Here is a 21,396-nt window from a genome sequence, read left to right as displayed (position 1 = left end):
AGGACGTCCCGGTCCTGTCGGCCCCGCAGAACCAGCAGTGCGTCGAGAACTCCACCCAGGCCAAGGGCGACGAACCGCTGTCGCACATCCTGGACCAGATCCCGGTCCTGTCCGGCAACGGTGTCGGCAACAAGTAGCACTCTTTTCCGCCGGCGGGCCGCAGAACTCTCGGCGGCCCGCCGGACCATCTTCTTTACGTGACCATTCACTTGCCGAGTCACGTCACGAGTCACGTGTCGAAGAGAAGGCCCCCGCCGTGTCCGGCGAAACTCAACATCGGGGTTCCTGGTCGCGGCGCTGCACAGGCCACGGGGCAGGCACGTCCTGACCGATGCGGTGGCGATGGCGCGGATCGGCCGCACACCGCTCGGCGCCGCCCGGACCGGCCTGGGTTTCCACATCGAGACGCTGATGGACCTGGCGCCCGTCTGGAAGCCACGCGAGGAGAGTCCGCCGATCCCGCCCAAGGAGCGGCCCCGGCCGAGCGATCCGCCACGCGTCGGCCAGATCGACCACTACGTGTCGGTTCGGAGGAGCTCACTGGCGTGTCGGGTGACGGGGCGAACGCCCCGCAGGCTGGGCCAAATGGGGCACTACCCGCAACCCTTGGGCGGTCTGCCCAGTTGATGATCATGCAGCTCCCCAACAGGAGTCCGCTTTCCGAAGGGAATGAACATGAAGAAGCTGTGGGCAACCGCGGCTATCGCCGCTTCTGTCGCCGGTATCTCGGCCGCGGCCGCCCCCCAGGCCCTGGCGATCGGCGACGACGGTGGCACGACCTCCGTCAGCGGCTACGGCGCCACGCAGTCGTTCGGCAACTCGGCGACCTACGGCAGCATGAGCCCTCAGATGGCGCTCATCCAGGGCTCGCTGAACAAGCCCTGCGTCGGCCTGCCCGCGAAGGCCAACGTGGGCTCGCTCGTCGGCGTCGTCCCGATCGCCGTCCAGGACGTCCCGGTCCTGTCGGCCCCGCAGAACCAGCAGTGCGTCGAGAACTCCACCCAGGCCAAGGGCGACGAACCGCTGTCGCACATCCTGGACCACATCCCGGTCCTGTCGGGCAACGGCACGAACAACAGCTGATCCCAGCACCGCGAGAGCGGGCCGCCGAGCACCTCGGCGGCCCGCTCTTCGCGTACTCGGTGGCCCTCTTGGTGTAGTCGGCGATCCACCCCTCGCCGCTCACTTCCCCAATACCGCCTCGGAACGAACGCACGGACGGACTCGGCACGGGAGACCGCATCCGGCCGCCTGGAAGAACGGGTTGAGCTTGCGGGCGACGGGGAGCCGGCGCTGATGGCGTTCTCGGGACGCGCAGGGACTCCGGGCCCGGCCAGTACGCCGCATACGGTCGCCGAGTCCTTACCGCCGCCGCTATCCCATGAGTCCACTCGCCCGCTCCACCGAGTCCGCCAGGTCGTCCACCGCCTTGTCCTCCGCGGCGGACGCCACCCGGTGTGCGCGGTCGGCGAGTTCGCCCAGCGGGAGGGCGCCGGGGAGCGGACTGCTGTTGTCGTCGCCCCTGCGCAGGTCGTCGGCGAAGTACGCGGCCACGGCGTCGACCTGGAGACGGGTGGAGGAGGTCCACAGGTCCTTGTCGAGGGAGCCGGTCTCCAGTTGGCCGGACTCCTCGTGCGGGGCGCGGGTGTCGGGGTCGAGCCAGCGGACGCTCGCGGTGGCGAGATGGCCGGAGGCGCCGGGCCTGGTGCGGACCGCGTAGAGGGCGGTGACCGTGTGGCCGGGGCCGATCTCGCCGCCGTCCACCCGGTCGTTGCGGAAGTCCTCGTCGGCGACCTGACGGTCGTCGTATCCGATCAGCCGGAACTGGTTGACGGTCTCCGGGTCGAAGGCGACCTGTGCCTTGGCGTCGCGGGCCGTGAGGTCGATGTTCTGCGGGAGCTGCTCGCAGAAGACCTTGCGGGCGTCCTCGATGGTCGAGACGTACGTCGTGTGGCCGTCGCCCTTGTCGGCGAGGCGCTCCATGAGAGCGTCGCCGTACTCGCTGCCCACGCCGACGCCGAAGAGGGTGATGCCGTGTTCGCGACGGGCGGTGGAGATGTTCTCGAGGATGGCGTCCGCGTCGGTCTCGCCGGTGTTGGCGAGGGCGTCGGAGATCAGCACGACGCGGTTGGTGGCGCCCTCGCGCAGACCCTTGACGGCCGTGGCGTACCCGGTGCGCACGCCCGCGCCGAGGTTGGTCGACTCCGTCGGTTCCAGTCCCCTGATCACGTCGTAGATGCGGTCGCGGTGGTGGCCAATGCGGGTCATCGGGAGCACGGTCCGGGCCTCGTCGCTGAAGGTGACCACGGCTATCGAGTCGTCGTCGCGCAGCCGGTCCGTCATCACGCCGAGGGCGTCCTTGGCGAGGTCGAGTCGGCCGGGCTCGCCCATGGAGCCGGAGATGTCGATGACGAAGGTGAGGGCGGCGGGCGGGCGCATACCGCTCTGGGCGGCATCGCGGGTGGCGAGGCCGACGCGGACCAGCGACCAGTCCTTCTCCCGGGTGCGAGCGCCGTCGACGGTGACCGAGAAGCCGTTGCCGTCGGGGCGCCGGTAGTCCTGCCGGAAGCTGTTGACGAACTCCTCGGGGCGGACGGTCGACGCGTCGGGCAGCCGGCCGTCGGCGAGGGCGCGGCGGGCGTAGCCGTAGGAGGCGGTGTCGACGTCGAGGGCGAAGGTGGAGAGGTAGTCGGGGGACGGCGCGAACTCGCGGCTCGCGTCGCCCGTCGGCGTGTCCTTCTGTTCGCCCTGGGAGGTGCCGGAGGTCCGGTTCGGGGCGGGCTGCGGGAACCCGCGTCCGCCGGACTTGTTCGAACCGTCCGTCGAGGAGCCGTTGCTGTCGCCCGCGCCGCAGCCGGTGAGGAGCAGGCCGCCCGCGAGCGTCAGGCCGATCAGGATGGCGACCGGTCGCCGCCGTCGCCCGGTCCTCGGCCGCCGCCGCGGTCGCCCTGTGTGCTCGTCGTTCCCCGTCCGTGTCATCCGTGCCCCCTCGGTGAGTCGCCTGTCCGCCGGCTGTCTGCCGACGTCCTTGGGCCGACGTCTGTGACTGTGACGCCCGAGGGGGCCCGGATGTGCGCTACGGAGCGTTGCGGATGGATCTCGAAGAGGCCACGAAGGGCGGTCGTCGAGACCGGTAGGAGACGCTCCGGAGATCTACGACACGATGTCCTTGCGCCGGAAACCCCGGAAGGCCAGGGCGAACAGGACGAGCGCGTACGTTATCGAAATCGCGGTGCCCTGGATCATGCCGCCCCACTCCGGGTTGGGCTGGATGGCGTCGGCCCAGGCGAACTGCCAGTGCGCGGGCAGGAAGTCGCGCCAGTGGCCGAGGGCGGTGACCGCGTCCAGGACGTTCCCCACGATCGTCAGGCCGACCGCGCCGCCGACCGCGCCCAGGGGTGCGTCCGTCTTGGTGGACAGCCAGAACGCGAGCCCCGCCGTCACCAGTTGGGACACGAAGACGTACGCGATGACCACGAGGAGCCGCTGGGCCGCGGTGCCCGCGGAGAGCGCGCCGCCGGTGGGGATCTCCAGCGGCCCCCAGCCGTACGCCGCCGTGCCCACCGCGATCGCGACGATCGGCAGCAGCACCATCGCGGCGAGGCTGAGGCCCAGCGCGACGGTGAGCTTGGACCACAGCAGCCGGGCCCGCGGCACGGGGGCCGCGAGCAGATAGCGCAGCGAGGACCAGCTCGCCTCGGAGGCGATCGTGTCCCCGCAGAACAGCGCGACGGGGATGACCAGGAGGAAGCCCGCGGAGACGAAGAGGTTCACCGCGGCGAAGTTGGCGCCCGACGCGGTCGCCGTGTCCATCAGGGTGACCTGCCCGTTGCGCGAGCCCGGGTCACCGCCGATCGCGAAGGCGACGACGAGCACGAAGGGCAGCACCGCGAGGATCGCGCCCATGACGAGCGTGCGGCGCCGCTTCAACTGCCGCAGCAGCTCGACGCGGAGCGGCAGCGTGTGCCGCGCCCGGTACCCGTCCGCCGTCTCGGCCCGTTCGACGAGCGTGCTCATGCGGCACCTCCGATCAGGGTGAGGAACGCGTCTTCCAGCCGTCGGTGGGGGCCCACCGACCGCACGGGGACTTCCAGTCGTACGAGCTCCACGAGCAGGCGCTCGGCGCTGCCGCCCTCGTCGAGGCGGACAAGCAGCCCGCCCTCGGCGGCGACGGCCGAGGCCACGCCGGGCAGCGCGCCGACCTTCTCGACGACCGGCCCCTCCACGGGCACGCCCGTACCGACGAGGAGGGTGTCGCCGGAGCCGACGATCTCGCTCACCGGGCCGGCCTGGATGAGCCGGCCGCGGTCCATGACCACCAGGTGGGTGCAGGACTGCTCGACCTCGGCCAGCAGGTGGCTGGAGACGATGACCGTGCGGCCCGCGGCGGCGTAGCGGATCATGACCTCGCGCATCTCGCGGATCTGGGGCGGGTCGAGACCGTTGGTCGGTTCGTCGAGGATGAGGAGGTCCGGGAGGCCCAGCATCGCCTGGGCGATGGCCAGGCGCTGGCGCATGCCCTGGGAGTAGGTGCGGACCGCGCGGGCCAGCGCGTCGCCCAGGCCCGCGATCTCCAGCGCCTCCTCCATGTGGGCGTCCTCGGCCGGACGGCCCGTCGCCTGCCAGTACAGCTCCAGGTTCTCGCGGCCCGAGAGGTGCGGCAGGAAGCCCGCGCCCTCGACGAACGCCCCGACCCGGGAGAGCACCGGGGCGCCCGGCCGGATCGCGTGCCCGAAGACACGGATCTCGCCGCCGTCGGGCTTGATGAGGCCCATCAGCATGCGCAGCGTGGTCGTCTTGCCCGCGCCGTTCGGCCCCAGCAGGCCCAGGACCTGGCCCTTCTCCACGCGGAACGACAGGTCCCGTACCGCGTACCGGTCCGCCGACTTCGCGTACCGCTTGCTCAGGTCGGTGATCTGGAGCGGGACTTCGGCGAGCTCGGGGTCGGGCGCGACCGGAGCCGTACGACGACGGCCGGTCAGCAGGAGTGCGGCGGCGGCCAGCGCGCCGGCCAGGGGCAGCCACCACACCCATGAGGGCAGCACGGCGGCGGCGGTCTTCACGCCGGGCGCAGTGGGCACGTGCAGGTCGCTCTTCAGGGAGACCGTGTACGTCGCCGGGGCCGCCGGTGAGGCGTAGCCGAGGTCCGTCGAGGCGAGGACCAGGCGCAGCCGGTGGCCCTTCTGGACGTCGTGGTCGATCGCGGGCAGCACGATCTTGACGTCCTTGCCCGCCTTCGCGCCGGTCACCCGCACGGGCGCCACCAGCTGCGAGGGCAGTACCTGCTGGGTGCCGCCCGGCCCGACGTCGTACACCTTCCCGAAGAGGACCGCGTCGTCGGTGCTCGACCGGACATGGACGGTCACGGTCGGCGACCCGGTGATCCGCAGGTCGCCGCGGAGTGCCGAGGAGTCGAACTGCGCGTACTGGCCCGGGAAGTCGAGGGACACCCCGAGCCCGAGCGCGGACAGCTGGGACAGGCCGCCGGTGCCGCCGCCGATTCCGGGGAGGGCGGAGATCGCGGGCGGACTCGCGCCCGCGGGATTCTGGAAGGTCTGCTCGCGTCGGCCGTCGCTCAGCGCGATGGTGTGCTCGCCGCTCTCCAGGCCGGGGTAGACGTCCCCGCTCGCGCCCCGCAACTGCGCGGCGCCGTCGGTGGAGTCGATGCCGCCGGTGCGGGTGACGCGGAAGGCGGGACCGGTGTCGGCGTTCTTGTCGTCCTTCAGATAGCGGTCGAACCAGGAGCCGACACGGGCCTCGACACGGCTCGTCTCCGGGTTGCCGCCGTCGTGCCCGCCGGCGATCCAGTCGACGTCCACGGGCGCGCCGTTGGCCCTGATCGCCTTGGCCATCGCGTCGGCCTGGCCGAGCGGGAAAAGGGAGTCGGTCTGGCCCTGCAGGATGAGGGTGGGCACCTTGATGCGGTCGCCGACGGCGGACGGCGAGCGTTCCTCCAGCAGAGCGCGCGCCTGGGCGTCCGGCTTCCCCGACTCCGCCACGCGGTTGTACATCGCGCACAGCTGCGCCTCGAAGTGGCCGCAGCCGCCGCCGGAGTTGATGAATATGCCGGCCCAGAGCTTCTTGAACACGTCGTTCGGGAAGAGCGCGTCCGCCAGGTTCCAGTACGTGATCGAGGGGGCGATCGCGTCGACCCTCTTGTCGTACCCGGCGGCCAGCAGGGAGATCGCGCCGCCGTACGAGCCTCCGGCCACTCCCACGCGCGGGTCGCCGCTCGTGTCGAGCCGGACCTCGGGCCGCTTGGCCAGCCAGTCGATGAGCTTGGAGACGTCGGCGACCTCGCCCTTGGGATCGTTCAGCCCGATCTTGCCGGTGGAACGGCCGAAGCCGCGCGCCGACCAGGTCAGCACCGCGTACCCGTCGCGGGCGAGTTGCTCCGCCTCCCGCCGCATGTCGTCCTTGCTGCCGCCGAAGCCGTGCCCGAGGAGCACGGCGGGGCGGCGGCCGGAGCCCGCGGTGAAGAACGACGTGTCGATGTTCACCCCGGCGCCCGTGGTCATCACACGGTCGGTGCGGTGGACGGCCGGTCCGTCGTCCGAGGCGACAGCGGTCCACGTACCGGCGCCGGCGAGCACGACGACGGCGGCCGCGGCGGCGAACCACCGTCGGCGTCCTCGCTGTGCGGGCCCGCGCAGTCGGGGCAGTCGAAGATCCATGTGTCAACGGTACGGGCCGCCACCGACGACGAAGGCAGCCGCCGGTCTGAACCCGCGCCCCTCCTCCGGGCGTACGAGGCCCTCCCCGCATACCGCGCCCGTGGTACGTGCTCTCTCGGGCATCTTCACGAGCGCGGTGGTGACGTGGGACTTCGTGTGAACCCCGGAAGGCTCAGACCTGGGCGTCCTCCGGGATCGACACCAGCCAGCGGGTCTCGCGGCGCGGGCGGAGGTAGAAGGCCCAGTAGAGGGTGGCGACGGCTGTGATGCCGCCGGTCCAGAGCAGGTACGTCATCTCCTGCTGGCTCAGGATGTAGGCGAGGACCGCGATCAGGAGCACCGGCATCGCGGGCCACAGTGGCATGCGCCAGGCCGGGGTGTGGCGGTGCTGGCCGCGCCGGGCGAGCAGGGCGGCGACCGCGACGAGCAGGTACATGGCCGTCACCGAGACGCCCGTGACGCCGTACAGGGTGTCCAGGTTGACGAAGCAGAGGAGGGCGCCGGGGACGCCCACCACGAGGGTGGCGACCCAGGGCGAGCCGAAGCGGCCGAGGCGGGAAAGGCCCTGGTTGACCGGCTCGGGCCAGGCCTTGTCACGGGCGGAGGCGAACAGCACCCGGGAGTTCTGGATGACCATCACGATGCCCGCGTTGATGATCGCGAGGGCGACGCAGAGGCTGACGAAGGTGCCGACGGCGGAGTTGGACCAGGCGGTGACCATGCCGCTGATGTCGCCGCCGGTAAGGGTGGACAGGTCCGAGGCGCCCATGGTGATCGCGACGACCGGGACGAGGATGATCACGGTCGAGATGGCGAGGGTGGCCAGGACCGTACGGGCGACGTTGCGGCGCGGGTCCTCCAGTTCCTCGGAGAGGTAGACCGCGGTCGAGAAGCCCTGGGTGATGAAGAGGGCGATCGCGAGTCCCGAGACCACCAGCATGGCCGTCACGGTGTCCGTGTGGCCGCCGGAGCCCGCCACCTGCATCGAGGTGAGGCTGCCGACGCCGCGCTGGCTGTGTGTGAAGCCCAGCACCGCCACGACGGCCGCCGCGATGACCTCCAGGACGAGGAAGACGCCGGTGATCCAGGCGTTGGCCCGCAGGTCGAGCAGGCCCGCGAGGGTGGCCAGGAGCATCACGCCCGCGCCCGCCATCGACGGGTTGAGATGCACGATCGGCGCCAGGTAGTCCGCGGTGCCCATCGCGATCACCGGCGGCACGATCATGACGACCAGGAGGGAGAGCACGAAGACCAGCCAGCCCGCGAGCCGTCCGGCCATCGTCGACACCATGGCGTACTCGCCGCCCGCGCTGGGGATGAGGGTGCCCAGTTCCGAGTAGCAGAACGCCACGGCGATACAGAGGAGCGAGCCGATCGCGATGGTGAGCGCGGTCGCCGTGCCGAGGGACGAGAACAGGTCGGGCACGACCACGAAGAGCGTGGAGGCGGGCGTCACGCACGAGAGCGTCAGCAGGGTGCCGCCGACGATACCGATGGAACGCTTGAGCTTTTGGGGGCTCCCGGAGGCCGTGGGGGCGGCGTCCGGCAGGGCCTGCTCGACAGGGCGGAGCGTGTCGGTCATGAAGCGGTTCCGATCGACTTATGCGTCAGAAGACGACTCTTGCGTCAGGTGATTCGGGCGGGAGCGCTATCGCCTCCGGCGGCTCGCGTCGTTCATCTCGTCGTCCGCTCCCGACGTTGATGGAACCTTGACGGAAACCGTTGCGTCAATGGCCGTTTACCTACGGAATCCGCAACGGTCAAGCGACGCAGGTCACATCACTTTCCCAGGTGCAGACGCCTACATGTTGCAATCATCAAGATTCATCGGAATGTGACCTTGCTTTCGAAGGCAACAACGCCAAACTGCCTCCGCTATCCGTTTCATCACCTCATGACGAGAACCGCAGTCGAGACCTCGAAATTCACCAGGATTGGTCCGCACTCCGGGACGCCTGGCGAACAGTGGAGCCGAGCATGGCGGTGCCCCGCCCCCCGGGACGGAGGGCGGGGCACCAGGAGGTCGCTCAGTGGTTGCGCGGGAAGCCCAGGTCCACGCCCGTCGGGGCGTCGGCCGGGTCGGGCCAGCGGGTGGTGACGACCTTGCCGCGGGTGTAGAAGTGCGTGCCGTCGTTGCCGTAGATGTGGTGGTCCCCGAAGAGGGAGTCCTTCCAGCCGCCGAAGGAGTGATAGCCGACGGGCACCGGGATCGGCACGTTCACGCCGACCATGCCCGCCTCGACCTCCAGCTGGAAGCGGCGGGCGGCGCCGCCGTCCCGGGTGAAGATGGCGGTGCCGTTGCCGAAGGGCGAGGCGTTGATGAGGGCGACACCCTCCTCGTAGGTGTCCACGCGCAGCACGCACAGCACCGGGCCGAAGATCTCGTCCTTGTACGCGTCCGAGGTCACCGGCACCCTGTCGAGCAGCGAGAGGCCGATCCAGTGGCCGTCCTCGTACCCCTCGACCGTGTACCCGGTGCCGTCGAGGACGACCTCGGAGCCCTGCGCCGCCGCGCCCGTGACGTAGGACGCCACCTTGTCGCGGTGCACGGCCGTGATCAGCGGACCCATCTCGGAGGCCGGGTCGTTGCCGGGGCCGATCTTGATCTTCTCGGCGCGCTCGCGGATCTTCTCCACCAGCGCGTCGCCGACCGAGCCGACCGCGACGACGGCGGAGATGGCCATGCAGCGCTCGCCGGCGGAGCCGTAGGCGGCCGACACGGCGGCGTCCGCGGCCGCGTCCAGGTCCGCGTCCGGGAGGACCAGCATGTGGTTCTTGGCGCCGCCCAGGGCCTGCACGCGCTTGCCGTTCGCGGAGGCCGTGGTGTGGATGTAGCGGGCGATCGGGGTCGAGCCGACGAAGGACACCGCCTTGACGTCCGGGTGCTCCAGGAGGCGGTCGACGGCCACCTTGTCACCGTGGACGACGTTGAAGACACCGTCGGGCAGACCGGCCTCGGCGAGCAGCTCGGCGACCTTCATGGCGGCCGACGGGTCCTTCTCGGACGGCTTCAGCACGAAGGTGTTGCCGCACGCGATGGCGATGGGGAACATCCACATCGGCACCATGGCCGGGAAGTTGAACGGCGTGATGCCCGCGACGACGCCCAGCGGCTGCCGGATCGACGCCACGTCGACCTTGGAGGCCACCTCGGTCGACAGCTCGCCCTTCAGCTGCACGGTGATCCCGCACGCCAGGTCGACGATCTCCAGACCGCGCGCCACCTCGCCGAGCGCGTCCGAGTGCACCTTGCCGTGCTCGGCGGTGATCAGCTCGGCGATCGCGTCCCGGTTCGCGTCGAGCAGCGCCCGGAACTTGAAGAGGATCGTGGACCGCTTGGCCAGCGAGGACTGGCCCCAGGTCGCGTACGCGTCCTTGGCCGCGGCGACCGCGGCGTCCACCTCTTCGACGGTCGCGAAGGCGACCTGGGTGGTCACGGCGCCGGTCGCCGGGTCGGTGACCGGCCCGTACGTACCCGACGCACCCTCGACAGTCTTGCCACCGATCCAGTGGTTGACGGTCTTCGTCATGGCCAAAAACTCCTTCACAGATGGCGGCGTCGGGCGGCGACGTGCCGGTCGTACTCCTCACGTGCCTTGACCGCCGACGATCGGGTCGCGGTCTCGGCCACAGGTACATCCCACCAGGCTTGGGCCGGGGGCGCGCCCGACACTGTGTCTGCCGTTTCGGTCTCCACGTAGACACATGTGGGAGTGTCCGCGGCGCGCGCCTCGGCAAGGGCCGACCGCAGGTCACGGACGGTCTTCGCGCGCAGCACCCGCATGCCGAGGCTGGCCGCGTTGGCGGCGAGGTCGACGGGCAGCGGCGCCCCCGTGTACGCACCGTCCTCGGAGCGGTAGCGGTACGCGGTGCCGTACCGCTCACCGCCCACGGACTCGGAGAGGCCGCCGATGGAGGCGTATCCGTGGTTCTGGAGTATGAGGACCTTGATCGCGACGCCCTCCTGCACGGCGGTGACGATCTCGGTCGGCATCATCAGGTAGGTGCCGTCGCCGACCAGCGCCCACACGGGCCGGTCGGGGGCCGCCATCCGGACGCCGATCGCGGCCGGGATCTCGTAGCCCATGCACGAGTAGCCGTACTCGACGTGGTACTGGTCGCGCGACCGGGCCCGCCACAGTTTGTGCAGGTCACCTGGGAGCGAGCCGGCCGCGTTGATCAGGATGTCGTCCTCGGTGACGACCTCGTCGAGGACGCCGAGGACCTGCGGCTGGGTGGGCCGGATGTCGATGTCCTCGGCCTCGTACGCCGCGTCGACGCGGTACTCCCAGCGCTCCTTGTCGTCCATGTACTCGGTGGCGTACGCGGGCTCGACGCGGTGGTCGTGCAGCAGCAGCGCCTCGGTGAGCGCTTCGAGGCCGGCCCGCGCGTCCGCGATCAGCGGGATCCCCGACAGCTTGTGACCGTCGTACGGCGCGATGTTGAGGTTCAGGAAGCGGACGTTCGAGGCGGTGAAGAGGGTGCCGGAGGCGGTGGTGAAGTCGGTGTAGCGGGTGCCGACGCCGATCACCAGGTCGGCGGTACGGGCGAGCTCGTCCGCGGTCGCCGTGCCGGTGTGGCCGACGCCGCCGACGTCCTGCGGGTGGTCCCACTTCAGTGATCCCTTGCCCGCCTGAGTGGAGGCGACGGGGATGCCGGTGGCGGCGGCGAGTTCGGCGAGCACGTCCTCGGCGCGGCTGTGGTGGACCCCGCCGCCCGCGACGATCAGCGGGCGCCGGGCCTCACGGATCGCCGTGACGGCGGCGGCCAGCTCGGAGGCGTCGGCCGCCGGACGGCGCACGGTCCAGATCCGCTCCTGGAAGAACTCCTCCGGCCAGTCGTACGCCTCCGCCTGCACGTCCTGCGGCAGCGCGAGCGTGACGGCACCGGTCTCGACCGGGTCGGTGAGCACGCGCATGGCCCGCAGGGCAGCCGGGATCAGCGCCTCGGGCCGGGTGACGCGGTCGAAGTACTTCGACACCGGGCGCAGACAGTCGTTGACCGACACATCGCCCGCGTAGGGGACTTCGAGCTGCTGGAGGACCGGGTCGGCGGGGCGGGTCGCGAAGATGTCGCCGGGCAGCAGGAGCACCGGGAGGTGGTTGATCGTCGCGAGCGCGGCGCCGGTGACGAGGTTGGTGGCGCCGGGTCCGATGGAGGTGGTCACGGCGTGCGCCGACAGCCGGTTGGACTGGCGGGCGAAGCCGACCGCCGCGTGCACCATCGACTGCTCGTTACGGCCCTGGTGGTAGGGCATCTCGTCGGCGTACTCGATCAGCGCCTGGCCGAGTCCGGCGACGTTGCCGTGACCGAAAATGCCCCAGGTGGCGCCGATCAGCCGCCGCCGCTCGCCGTCCCGCTCCGTGTACTGGGCGGCCAGGAAGCGCACCAGCGCCTGTGCGACCGTCAGCCTCGTCGTTGAGGTCATCGGTATCCCTCTGTGCTCGCTGTGTTGTCTACGTGTTCCGGGTGGAAGCAGATCCGCCACTCCCTGTCCTCGCCCGGTCCGGCCATCACGTTCAGGTAGTACATGGTGTGGCCGGGCTGGGCGATGGACGGGCCGTGCCATCCGTCGGGGACGAGGACGGCATCGCCGGTGCGGACCTCGGCGAGGACGTCGGATCCACCCTCGCGCGAAGGGAATACGCGCTGATAGCCGAATCCGTTCGGGCCGTCGATCTCGAAGTAGTAGATCTCCTCCAGCTCCGACTCGACACCGGGCCGGTGCTCGTCGTGCTTGTGCGGCGGATACGAGGACCAGTTGCCGCCGGGGGTGATGACCTCGACGGCGATGAGCTTGTCGCACTCGAAGGCGTCGGCGGAGGCGAAATTGCGCACCTGGCGTGCGCAGTTGCCACTGCCTCGGTCTTCGACGGGGACCTCCGGCGCGGGGCCGTAGCGGGCGGGGAGTCGGCGCTCGCACTTCGCTCCTGCCAGGGCGAAGCGGCCTCCCGCACCGGAGGCGATCTGGGCCCGGGCGTCACGGGGCACGTACGCGAAGTCGGAGACCCCCGCGAACACGCTTTCCCTGCCCAGGATTTGGAACTCTTCGTCCTCTGTGCGCACCGTACAGGCGCCACCCAGCGGAAGCACGATCCACTCACTGTCGCCGGTGGTGAAGGTGTGTGTGCCGCCGGGTCCGAGTTCGACCACGCGCAGGCTGCTGTGGGTCCAGCCGGCGTACTTGGGGTCGATGTCGACGGCGTACAGCCCGTCGGCGGTGGCCCCCTTGGGCACGTACAGGCCGCTGCTGCGGGTCGCGTCCGTCGTCGAGTGCGTCCTGGGGTCCGTCATCGGGTCCTCACAGCAGTCCTACGGCGGTGTCCACCGCGGCGGTCACATCCCCGTCGGCCGGGTAGAGCAGCGAGCGGCCGACGACCAGGCCCTGCACGGTGGGCAGTTGGAGCGCGCCGCGCCACTTCTCGTACGCGCCCTCCTGGTCCTCGCCGACATCGCCGCCGAGCAGTACGGCGGGCAGGGTGGAGGTCTCCATGACCCGGGCCATGTCGTCCGGGTTGTCGGTGACGGGGACCTTCAGCCAGGTGTACGCCGAACTGCCGCCCAGGCCGCTGGCGATGGCGATGGACTTGATGACGGCCTCGGCGCTCAGGTCGTTGACCAGCCTGCCCTCCGGCGTGCGGCGGCTGAGGAACGGTTCGACGAAGACCGGGAGGTGACGCTCCGCCATCTCGTCGATCGCGCGGGCGGTGGACTCCAGGGTGTTGAGCGAGCCCGGATCGTCGTAGTCGATGCGCAGCAGCAGCTTGCCCGCGTCGAAGCCGAGCCGCTCGATGTCCTGCGGACGGTGGCCGGTGAAACGGTCGTCCAGCTCGTACGAGGCGCCCTGGAGGCCGCCGCGGTTCATCGAGCCGAGGACCACCTTGTGGTCGAGGGCGCCCAGGAGCAGCAGGTCGTCGAGGATGTCGGCGGTCGCGAGGACGCCGTCGACGCCGGGGCGGGAGAGCGCGAGGCAGAGCCGTTCCAGCAGGTCGGCGCGGTTCGCCATGGCGAACTTGCGGTCGCCGACGGCGAGCGCCCCGCGGGCCGGGTGGTCCGCGGCGATGATCATCAGTCGCCCGTTGTCGCCCACGAGGGGGCGGCGGGGGCGGCGCGCGGCGGCCTCGGCGACGGCTTCGGGGCGGTGGGCGCGGAGCCGGACGAGCTCCGCCGCGTCGACGGCCCGGGGCGGGGCGGGAGTGGAGGCAACGATGGCGTCGCCGCCCTCGTGTCCCACGCGTCCCGCCCTCATCGGACCGCTCCCGCCATGAGCGCGTCCTCGACCTCTTCGGGGGTCGGCATCGCGGAGGAGCACTCCAGCCGGGAGGCGACGATGGCACCGGCCGCGTTGGCGTGCCGCATGATCCGCTCCAGGTCCCAGCCGGCGAGCAGGCCGTGACAGAGGGAGCCGCCGAACGCGTCACCGGCGCCGAGGCCGTTGAGGACCGTCACCGGGAGGGGCGGCACCTCGGCCGAGGTGCCGTCGCGGTGGACGGCGAGGACGCCCTTGGGGCCCTGCTTGACGACGGCGAGTTCGACGCCCGCCTCGAGGAGGGCCTCGGCCGCCGCGTGCGGTTCGCGGACGCCGGTGGCGATGTCGACCTCGTCGAGGTTGCCGACGGCGACGGTGGTGTGGCGCAGGGCCTCGGCGTAGAAGGCCCGGGCGGATTCCTCGGGGGTCTGCCTGACTGTGCCCTTCCTGGCTGTGCTGTTCCAGAACATGGGCCGCCAGTCGAGGTCGAAGACCGTCGTGGCGGACTTGGCCCGGTGGGCGAGCGCGGCGAGCGTCGCCGTCCGGCTGGGCTCCACGCTCAGGCCGGTCCCGGTCACCCAGAAGATGCGCGCCTCGCGGACGGCGTCCAGGTCGAGGTCGTGCGCGTCGATCTCCAGGTCCGGGGCCTTGGGCTGCCGGTAGAAGTACAGCGGGAAGTCGTCGGGCGGGAAGATCTCGCAGAACGTCACCGGGGTGGGCAGCCCGGCGACCGGGGTGACCCAGCGGTCGTCCACGCCGAAGCCGCGCAGCGCCTCGTGGAGGTATGCGCCGAAGGGGTCGTCACCGGTGCGCGTGATCACCGCCGTACGCCGTCCGAGCCGGGACGCGGCCACCGCGACGTTCGTCGCCGAGCCGCCCAGGAACTTCCCGAAGGACGTCACCTGCGCCAGCGGGACCCCCGTCTGCAACGGGTAGAGGTCCACACCGATCCGCCCCATGGTGATCAGGTCGTACGCCATCGAGTTCCCTTCGCTTCGGCTCCCCCAAGGTCTAGCGCCGTGCGGGGAGCCCTGTCAACAGTTTGTCCAGACATTCGGACCAGGCCTTGACACCTCCCTCGTGCCGCCCGAAGCTGACGCCCATGACGTCGTTGTCACCGCAGGCATCACCTCAGTCCTCACTGTCCCGCATCCGGATCGGTTCGGCTCCGGACTCCTGGGGCGTCTGGTTCCCCGACGACCCCCAGCAGGTCCCCTGGCAGCGCTTCCTCGACGAGGTCTCCCAGTCCGGGTACGAGTGGATCGAGCTGGGCCCCTACGGCTATCTGCCCACGGATCCGGCCCTGCTCAAGGAGGAGACCGCGCGGCGCGGGCTCACCGTGTCGGCCGGCACCGTCTTCACCGGGCTGCACCGGGGTCCCGAGGTGTGGGACGCCACCTGGGCGCACGTCTCGGACATCGCCGCACTCACCCAGGCGATGGGCGCCGAGCACCTCGTCGTCATCCCGGCGTTCTGGCGGGACGACAAGACGGGCGAGGTGCTGGAGGACAGCACGCTGACGCCGACGCAGTGGCGCAATCTGACCGCCCAGACCGAGCGGCTCGCCCATGAGGTGCGGGAGCGCTACGGGCTGAAGATCGTCGTCCACCCGCACGCGGACACGCACATCGACAGCGAGGAGAACGTCACGCGTTTCCTCGACGCGACCGACTCCTCCCTGGTGTCGCTGTGCCTGGACACCGGCCACTACGCGTACTGCGGCGGCGACAACGTCAAGCTCATCGAGACCTACGGGGAGCGCATCGGCTACCTCCACCTCAAGCAGGTGGATCCGCTGGTCCTGGCCGAGGTGCGGGCGAACGAGGTGCCGTTCGGGCCCGCCGTGGCCAAGGGCGTGATGTGCGAACCGCCGTCCGGCGTACCGGCGCTCGCGCCCGTCCTCGCCGCCGCCCAGAAGCTCGACGTCGAGCTCTTCGCCATCGTCGAGCAGGACATGTACCCGTGCCCGCCGGACAAGCCGCTGCCGATCGCCCAGCGCACCCGGGCGTTCCTGAGGTCCTGCGGAGCGTGACGGCTTCACCGTGACCGCTTCACAGTGTCCCGCGGAGCCTGACCCTCCGCGGGGAGGGCCGTGGGGCCCGTCGAGAGCTCGGGGCTCGGCGGGCCTTCCGGCGTCGCTGTGCCGCGTTGCACCATGGGTGTTCCCCAGGTGCGGGCGGCGGCGGGAGGGCCGATGGTGACGCGAATCGTCTCGCGGTCGGGGCACGGGCCGGGCGGTGCCTGGGAAACGGCCCTCGCACGGCCGCATCCACGGCTGCGGCCCGGGGTGATCAGCTACCGCGGGATCCGGCTCGCGCTCGACCGGCCACGGCGCAGGCTGGAGGCGCCGATCGGCGCGGCGACCCTGTTGCTGGGCTTCGAACAGCCCCTGCGCATCTCCCGCGTGGGCCGTCCCCCCGTCACCCTCAGGTCGGTGTTCTCGGGACCGACCACCACCGCGGCCGTCGGCGAACACGACGGACGGCTGGCGGGCGTCGAGGTGCTGCTCGCCCCCTGGGCCGCGTTCACACTCTTCGGCACACCGCAGTACGAACTCGCCGACCGGACCCTGGATCCCGACGAGCTCCCGCATGTACTGGGCTCGCGGGACGCGGGCCCGGGCGGGCGTCGTCTGCGGAACGTCGCTGAACTCTCCGCCGCGCTGGCCGCGTTGCCGGGTTGGCCGGAACGCTTCGAACTGCTGGACGACGTCCTCGTGCGCTGGCGCTCGGCGGGAACGCCCGGTTCGGCACGGGTGGTGCGGGCGTGGGCGCAGTTGCAACGGACCTGGGGCGCGATGCCGGTGGCCCGGCTCGCCGAGGACGTCGGCTGGAGCGTACGGCAGTTGGAGAATCGTTTCCGGGAGCAGATCGGGCTCGGCCCCAAGGCGGCGGCCCGGGTGCTGCGCCTGGAACGGGCCAGGCGGCTGCTCGCCGCGGGCCGCTCACCGGCCGAGACGGCGGCGGCCTGCGGGTTCTACGACCAGGCCCACCTCAGCGGCGAGTTCCGGGCGATGACGGGGTGCACACCGCGGGAGTTCACGGCGGCCCGCGGAGCTCAGCCGGTTCCACGGCCCGGTCCGCCGGGGGCCGATCGGATGGCCGGGGAGGCGACCAGTCTGGTGCTCTCCCCCGACCGGAGCGATCAAAGTGACCGGGGTGCGATTTTTTCCAAGACCCGTGGGCTCCGTTGATTGCAGGCTGAACTTCCGGCGGCTGATCCGACGGGGGAACGCGGGCGGCTTCCGAGGAGGGGGTGCGGGGAGCTGGTGGGCCGGATCCAGCGTGGGTCCGGCCCACCGCTCGCGTACGCACGACGCACCCGGCCCGCCACCGGTCCCCTGACGCGCATACGTCGCGACGGTCCCCTCGGCTCTACGGTCCCCTCGGCGCGAATGCTTCACGCGTGTCACAAAAACCACCGCCCTGTCACACATGTCGCGTGTACGCAGGCCTTGTGTCACACCCTTCCAACAGGCCCTGCCCTGCGGTCACTCTGTGTCGTTCAACGAGCGCAGGCTTTGTGATCGCCAGCGCAGCGCCCGGCTCCCCCGACGGCCACCCCCCGGCCGCCGCCGCGACGCGCGCAGGGAGGTGCCACTCATGACCGACCGTAGGCTCTGGTCGTACAAGGAGATCGCGGCGCACATCAAGGTGCAGCCGGACACCGTGCGGTCGTACCGCAAGCACGGACTGCTGCCGCCGCCCGACCACGTGGAGAGCGGGAAGCCCTACTGGTACGCGGACACCGTCCGCACCTGGGTCGCCTCCCGCCCCGGAAACCGCGGCCGAAGAGACTGACCACGCACCCCGTCCCCGCTCGCCGCCCCCTCGCCGCCCCCTCGCCGCCCCCTCGCTGCGCCCCGCCCCTCGCCCGGGTGCGGGGCACAGCCCCTGTCCGGGCTCAGCTCCACGGTTCGATGACCGTCACCCCCGCCCCCGGCGCCGCCCCCAACGCCGCCAGGGCCGCAGGGACCGCGTCCAGCGGGATGGTGGAGGTGACCAGGAGGTCGGGGCGGAGCACCCCGGCGCGGACCAGTTCGAGCATGCGGGGGTAGGCGTGTGCCTGCATGCCGTGGCTGCCCAGGAGTTCGAGTTCGAGGCCGATCACCCGGGCCATCGGAACCGCGGGGTCCTCGGGCAGCAGACCGACCTGGACGTGGCGCCCCCGGCGGCGCAGACCGTTCACCGAGGCCGCACAGGTGACCGGGGAGCCGAGCGCGTCGAGGGAGAGATGGGCGCCGCCGCCGGTCAGCTCCCGGACCGCCGCCGCCGTGTCCCCGACCCGCGAGGCGTCCACGGCCTCCACCGCGCCGAACTTCCGCGCCAGGTCCAGGGCCTGGGATGAGAGGTCCACGGCCACGACCCGCGCCCCGGCCGCCGCCGCGATCATCACCGCCGACAGTCCCACGCCTCCGCAGCCGTGCACCGCGACCCACTCCCCCGCCGCCACCCGGCCCTGCGCGACCACCGCGCGGAACGCCGTGGCGAACCGGCAGCCCAGCGACGCCGCCGTCGCGAAGGACAGCTCGTCCGGCACCGCCACCAGGTTCACCTCGGCGTGGTCGAGTGCCACGTACTGGGCGAAGGAACCCCAGTGGGTGAACCCCGGCTGGGTCTGCCGCTCGCACACCTGCTGGTCTCCCGCCGCGCAGGAGGGACACGTTCCGCAGGCGCAGACGAACGGGACGGTGACCCGGTCGCCGGGGCGCCAGCCGGTCACCCGCGCACCGACCGCCTCGACGGTCCCCGCGAGTTCGTGGCCCGGCACATGCGGCAGCGTGATGTCCGGGTCGTGCCCCATCCAGCCGTGCCAGTCGCTGCGGCACAGTCCGGTGGCCTCGACCCGCACCACCACCCCGTGCTCCGCGGGCACCGGGTCCGCCACCTCGCGCACCTCGGCCGGCTCCTCGTACCGCTCGAACACCACTGCCCGCATCCGTCTCGCCCCTCCGCCCGAAGATCACCCTTCCGGAGCGAACGCTATCCGCGCGCCTCGACCTTGTCCCGCTCCCGATCGTCCTCCCGATCGTCCGCCTGGTCGTCCGCCTGCCAGGCGCTGTCCGGCTCCGACTCGCTCTCGCTCAGTCCGAACCGGTCGTGGAAGCGCCGCAGCGGCCCCGGTGCCCACCAGGTCGCGCGGCCCGTGAGGCGCATGACCGCCGGGACCAGCAGACTGCGGACGACCATCGCGTCCATCAGCACGGCGAGCGCGATGCCCAGGCCGAGCATCTTGGTGTTGGTCACGCGTGAGGTGCCGATCGCGACCATCACCACGGCGAGGATGACCGCGGCCGCGGTGATCAGTCCGCCGGTGCGCTGGAGGCCGAAGCGGACCGCCTCCCGGTGGTCGCCCGTGTGGTCGTACTCCTCCTTTATCCGGGAGAGCAGGAAGACTCCGTAGTCCATGGAGAGGCCGAAGGCGACGCAGAACATGAGGACGGGGAGCGTCGTCTCTATCGTTCCCGGGCTGGTGAAGCCGAGCAGGCCCGACAGATGGCCGTCCTGGAAGACCCAGACCACCGCGCCGAACATCGCCGTCAGGCTGAGCGCGTTGAGCAGCACCGCCTGGATCGGGATCAGCACGCTGCCGGTGAGAAGGAAGACCAGAAGCAGAGTGACGATCGCTATGAAGGCCGCGGCCCAGGGGAGCCGGTCGGCTATCGCGTGCTTGGAGTCGACCAGGACCGCCGCCGTGCCGGTCACCGCCGTGTCGAACGGGGCCTGTGTCGCGCGCAGTTCGCGCACCAGCCGCTGGGCTCCGTCGCCGACGGCCTCGCCCTTCGGCAGCACCGTGAAGTAGGCCGAGTCACCCTGCGCCAGGGGCCCGTCCACCCGCAGCACCTCGGGCAGTGCGGCGATCCGGTCCTTGTAGGCCGTGTACTGGGCCTCGCTCGCCCGCCCCTCCGCGAGCACCTCCAGGGCACCACCGGGGCTGCCCGGGAAGCCGTCCCGTATGTGCTGCTGGACGACGTGGGACTCCGCACCCGAGGGCAGCTGGCGGTCGTCCGCGGTGCCGAACTTCACGCCCAGGAAGGGCAGTCCGAGCACGATCAGCCCGACGGTGGTGGCGACGGCGAAGACCGGAGCCCTGCGCATGACGAGGGAGGCCATGCGTCCCCAGGCGGCCCCGTCCGCGCTCGCCGTCGGCCTGCCGCGCCGGAACAGGCGGCGCAGATCCAGCGCGTTCACCCGGTGGCCGAGCAGCACCAGCGCCGCCGGGAGCAGAACCAGAGCGGCGGCTGCGGCCAGCAGCACCACGGCGATGCCCGCGTAGGCGAAGGAGCGCAGGAAGTACTGCGGGAAGAGCAGCATCGCGGCCAGGGAAACGGCGACCGTCAGAGAGGAGAAGAGGACCGTGCGGCCCGCGGTGCGCAGGGTCGTGGCGATGGCCGTGATGGCGTCTTCCCTGCTCGAACCCGGTGGAGAGCTCGGGGAGGGCGCGGCGCCCTTGGCCAGTTCCTCGCGGAATCTGCGGACGATGAACAGGGCGTAGTCGATGGCGAGGCCGAGTCCCAGGGCCGTGGTGAGGTTCATCGCGAAGACGGAGACGTCGGTGAACTCCGTGAGGCCGCGCAGTACCGCGTTCGTGCCCAGGATCGCGACGATGCCCACGCCGAGCGGCAGCAGGGCCGCGATCGCGCTGCCGAAGACCATCACCAGCAGCACGAGGGTCACCGGCAGGGCGATCATCTCGGCCCGGGTCAGGTCCTCGCGGATGGTCGTCTGCATCTCGTGCTGGACCGCGACCGGGCCACCGACCCTGACCTCGACCGGCCCGTGCGTCCCTCGATAGAAGGGCGCCAGGCGGTCCAGGGTCTCGCTCGCCGTCTTCTCGTCGCCCGATATCCGCGCGGCGATCAGCGCCTCGTGGCCGTCCTTCGCCTTCAGCGCCGGTGCGCCCGACGCCCAGTACGAACCGACCCCCGTGACGCCCCGCTCGGCGGCGAGCCGCGCCGCGAGCCGCTTCGCCTCGGCCGCGACCGAGGGAGCGTCGACCGTGGCGCGCCCCGAGCCGACCAGGAGCAGCAGATTGGGCTGCGAGGCGGGGAACTCCCGCTCCAGCGCCTTGGTCGCGTACGTCGACTCGGCGGTCGGGTCCTGCCAGCCGCCGCTGCCCAGCCGGTCGGCGACCCCGCTGCCGGCGACCACGGCGAGCGCGGTGAGCAGCAGCGCGACGAACAGGGAGAGCCGGGGGCGCGCGGTCACGAACCGGGTCCAGCCTCCGACCCGGGCACCGCGACCGGTTCGCGGGCCACCGCCCACCCGTCGGCCGTCACCCGCCCGCGGACCGCTCTTCCCCGGCGGACTTCCGCTCTCCGGCGGGCCTCCGCCCACCCGCGGTTCGTCGCCCGCGTTCGCGTCGGCGCTCGCGCCCCTCCCGCGCCCCGCGGCGCTCCCGTGGTCGTCATCCGCGCTGTTGACTTCGGTCATCGTGCGGTGTCCCCTTCACCGTGACCCCCTGTCCGCGCGG

General features: G+C 71.4%; 15 protein-coding genes and 1 pseudogene. 5 read left to right on the top strand and 11 right to left on the bottom strand.

The features are described 5' to 3' along the window. Positions 1 to 137: pseudogene (locus ACFVWD_RS42470) on the top strand (RdlA protein); the annotation flags it as partial. Positions 138 to 675: 538 nt separating this feature from the next. Continuing rightward, the gene (locus ACFVWD_RS42465; RefSeq protein ID WP_389603277.1) at positions 676 to 1,083 is read left to right on the top strand and encodes a rodlin; all 408 of its coding nucleotides are present in this window, start codon (positions 676 to 678) and stop codon (positions 1,081 to 1,083) included. Between the two features lie 291 nt (positions 1,084 to 1,374). On the opposite strand, the gene ACFVWD_RS42460 is transcribed toward ACFVWD_RS42465, so the two are convergent. The 9 genes from ACFVWD_RS42460 to iolC all read right to left on the bottom strand — a co-directional run bounded on the left by ACFVWD_RS42460 (position 1,375) and on the right by iolC (position 14,903). Continuing rightward, positions 1,375 to 2,979, bottom strand: coding sequence for a von Willebrand factor type A domain-containing protein (locus ACFVWD_RS42460; RefSeq protein ID WP_389603276.1), 1,605 nt, complete (start codon positions 2,977 to 2,979; stop codon positions 1,375 to 1,377). A gap of 174 nt (positions 2,980 to 3,153) precedes the next feature. After that, positions 3,154 to 4,017, bottom strand: coding sequence for an ABC transporter permease (locus ACFVWD_RS42455; protein WP_217566591.1), 864 nt, complete (start codon positions 4,015 to 4,017; stop codon positions 3,154 to 3,156). Further along, a complete protein-coding gene (locus ACFVWD_RS42450; RefSeq protein ID WP_389603275.1) occupies positions 4,014 to 6,674 on the bottom strand; it encodes an alpha/beta fold hydrolase in 2,661 nt (886 codons plus the stop codon). Before ACFVWD_RS42450 ends, ACFVWD_RS42455 begins: the two co-directional genes overlap by 4 nt. Before the next feature lie 172 nt (positions 6,675 to 6,846). Then, complete coding sequence (locus ACFVWD_RS42445; protein ID WP_389603274.1) at positions 6,847 to 8,256, bottom strand: APC family permease; 1,410 nt, start codon at positions 8,254 to 8,256, stop codon at positions 6,847 to 6,849. 445 nt (positions 8,257 to 8,701) lie between these two features. Next, positions 8,702 to 10,204 carry a CoA-acylating methylmalonate-semialdehyde dehydrogenase gene (gene mmsA, locus ACFVWD_RS42440; RefSeq protein ID WP_389603273.1) on the bottom strand — a complete coding sequence of 501 codons (1,503 nt, stop codon included), beginning with the start codon at positions 10,202 to 10,204 and terminating at the stop codon, positions 8,702 to 8,704. 14 nt (positions 10,205 to 10,218) lie between these two features. Then, positions 10,219 to 12,102 (bottom strand): 3D-(3,5/4)-trihydroxycyclohexane-1,2-dione acylhydrolase (decyclizing), encoded by a 1,884-nt coding sequence (iolD, locus tag ACFVWD_RS42435; RefSeq protein WP_389603272.1) that lies wholly within the window; start codon positions 12,100 to 12,102, stop codon positions 10,219 to 10,221. Further along, positions 12,099 to 12,968: a 5-deoxy-glucuronate isomerase gene (gene iolB / locus ACFVWD_RS42430; RefSeq protein ID WP_389603271.1), complete on the bottom strand. Its 870-nt coding sequence runs from the start codon at positions 12,966 to 12,968 to the stop codon at positions 12,099 to 12,101. The genes iolD and iolB overlap by 4 nt, the downstream gene beginning before the upstream one ends. Before the next feature lie 7 nt (positions 12,969 to 12,975). After that, positions 12,976 to 13,923 (bottom strand): deoxyribose-phosphate aldolase, encoded by a 948-nt coding sequence (locus ACFVWD_RS42425; protein ID WP_389603270.1) that lies wholly within the window; start codon positions 13,921 to 13,923, stop codon positions 12,976 to 12,978. Next, a complete protein-coding gene (gene iolC / locus ACFVWD_RS42420; RefSeq protein WP_389603269.1) occupies positions 13,920 to 14,903 on the bottom strand; it encodes a 5-dehydro-2-deoxygluconokinase in 984 nt (327 codons plus the stop codon). Before iolC ends, ACFVWD_RS42425 begins: the two co-directional genes overlap by 4 nt. 122 nt (positions 14,904 to 15,025) lie before the next feature. Between iolC and ACFVWD_RS42415 the strand changes: the two genes are divergently transcribed. The 3 genes from ACFVWD_RS42415 to ACFVWD_RS42405 all read left to right on the top strand — a co-directional run bounded on the left by ACFVWD_RS42415 (position 15,026) and on the right by ACFVWD_RS42405 (position 17,723). Next, the gene (locus ACFVWD_RS42415) at positions 15,026 to 15,955 is read left to right on the top strand and encodes a sugar phosphate isomerase/epimerase family protein (protein ID WP_389603268.1); all 930 of its coding nucleotides are present in this window, start codon (positions 15,026 to 15,028) and stop codon (positions 15,953 to 15,955) included. Positions 15,956 to 16,117: 162 nt separating this feature from the next. Beyond that, complete coding sequence (locus ACFVWD_RS42410) at positions 16,118 to 17,116, top strand: helix-turn-helix domain-containing protein (RefSeq protein WP_389603267.1); 999 nt, start codon at positions 16,118 to 16,120, stop codon at positions 17,114 to 17,116. Between the two features lie 409 nt (positions 17,117 to 17,525). After that, positions 17,526 to 17,723 (top strand): helix-turn-helix transcriptional regulator, encoded by a 198-nt coding sequence (locus ACFVWD_RS42405; RefSeq protein WP_382185782.1) that lies wholly within the window; start codon positions 17,526 to 17,528, stop codon positions 17,721 to 17,723. A 103-nt stretch (positions 17,724 to 17,826) separates the two neighbouring features. On the opposite strand, the gene ACFVWD_RS42400 is transcribed toward ACFVWD_RS42405, so the two are convergent. Both ACFVWD_RS42400 and ACFVWD_RS42395 read right to left on the bottom strand, forming a co-directional pair. After that, entirely contained in the window at positions 17,827 to 18,861 is a 1,035-nt protein-coding gene (locus ACFVWD_RS42400) for a zinc-dependent alcohol dehydrogenase family protein (protein WP_389603266.1), read from the bottom strand. Between the two features lie 44 nt (positions 18,862 to 18,905). Further along, a complete protein-coding gene (locus ACFVWD_RS42395) occupies positions 18,906 to 21,356 on the bottom strand; it encodes an MMPL family transporter (RefSeq protein ID WP_389603265.1) in 2,451 nt (816 codons plus the stop codon). Between the last annotated feature and the right edge of the window lie 40 nt (positions 21,357 to 21,396).

It is taken from the genome of Streptomyces sp. NPDC058086 (assembly GCF_042885015.1).
Lineage (GTDB): Bacteria > Actinomycetota > Actinomycetes > Streptomycetales > Streptomycetaceae > Streptomyces.
This window is presented reverse-complemented; position numbering and strand designations above follow the sequence as displayed.

Excerpts from the sequence above, each read along its gene's own strand:
- ACFVWD_RS42465 (WP_389603277.1), top strand. The coding sequence starts at position 676 with ATGAAGAAGCTGTGGGCAACCGCGGCTATCGCCGCTTCTGTCGCCGGT.
- ACFVWD_RS42460 (WP_389603276.1), bottom strand. The coding sequence starts at position 2,979 with ATGACACGGACGGGGAACGACGAGCACACAGGGCGACCGCGGCGGCGG.
- ACFVWD_RS42455 (WP_217566591.1), bottom strand. The coding sequence starts at position 4,017 with ATGAGCACGCTCGTCGAACGGGCCGAGACGGCGGACGGGTACCGGGCG.
- ACFVWD_RS42450 (WP_389603275.1), bottom strand. The coding sequence starts at position 6,674 with ATGGATCTTCGACTGCCCCGACTGCGCGGGCCCGCACAGCGAGGACGC.
- ACFVWD_RS42445 (WP_389603274.1), bottom strand. The coding sequence starts at position 8,256 with ATGACCGACACGCTCCGCCCTGTCGAGCAGGCCCTGCCGGACGCCGCC.
- mmsA (WP_389603273.1), bottom strand. The coding sequence starts at position 10,204 with ATGACGAAGACCGTCAACCACTGGATCGGTGGCAAGACTGTCGAGGGT.
- iolD (WP_389603272.1), bottom strand. The coding sequence starts at position 12,102 with ATGACCTCAACGACGAGGCTGACGGTCGCACAGGCGCTGGTGCGCTTC.
- iolB (WP_389603271.1), bottom strand. The coding sequence starts at position 12,968 with ATGACGGACCCCAGGACGCACTCGACGACGGACGCGACCCGCAGCAGC.
- ACFVWD_RS42425 (WP_389603270.1), bottom strand. The coding sequence starts at position 13,923 with ATGAGGGCGGGACGCGTGGGACACGAGGGCGGCGACGCCATCGTTGCC.
- iolC (WP_389603269.1), bottom strand. The coding sequence starts at position 14,903 with ATGGCGTACGACCTGATCACCATGGGGCGGATCGGTGTGGACCTCTAC.
- ACFVWD_RS42415 (WP_389603268.1), top strand. The coding sequence starts at position 15,026 with ATGACGTCGTTGTCACCGCAGGCATCACCTCAGTCCTCACTGTCCCGC.
- ACFVWD_RS42410 (WP_389603267.1), top strand. The coding sequence starts at position 16,118 with ATGGTGACGCGAATCGTCTCGCGGTCGGGGCACGGGCCGGGCGGTGCC.
- ACFVWD_RS42405 (WP_382185782.1), top strand. The coding sequence starts at position 17,526 with ATGACCGACCGTAGGCTCTGGTCGTACAAGGAGATCGCGGCGCACATC.
- ACFVWD_RS42400 (WP_389603266.1), bottom strand. The coding sequence starts at position 18,861 with ATGCGGGCAGTGGTGTTCGAGCGGTACGAGGAGCCGGCCGAGGTGCGC.
- ACFVWD_RS42395 (WP_389603265.1), bottom strand. The coding sequence starts at position 21,356 with ATGACCGAAGTCAACAGCGCGGATGACGACCACGGGAGCGCCGCGGGG.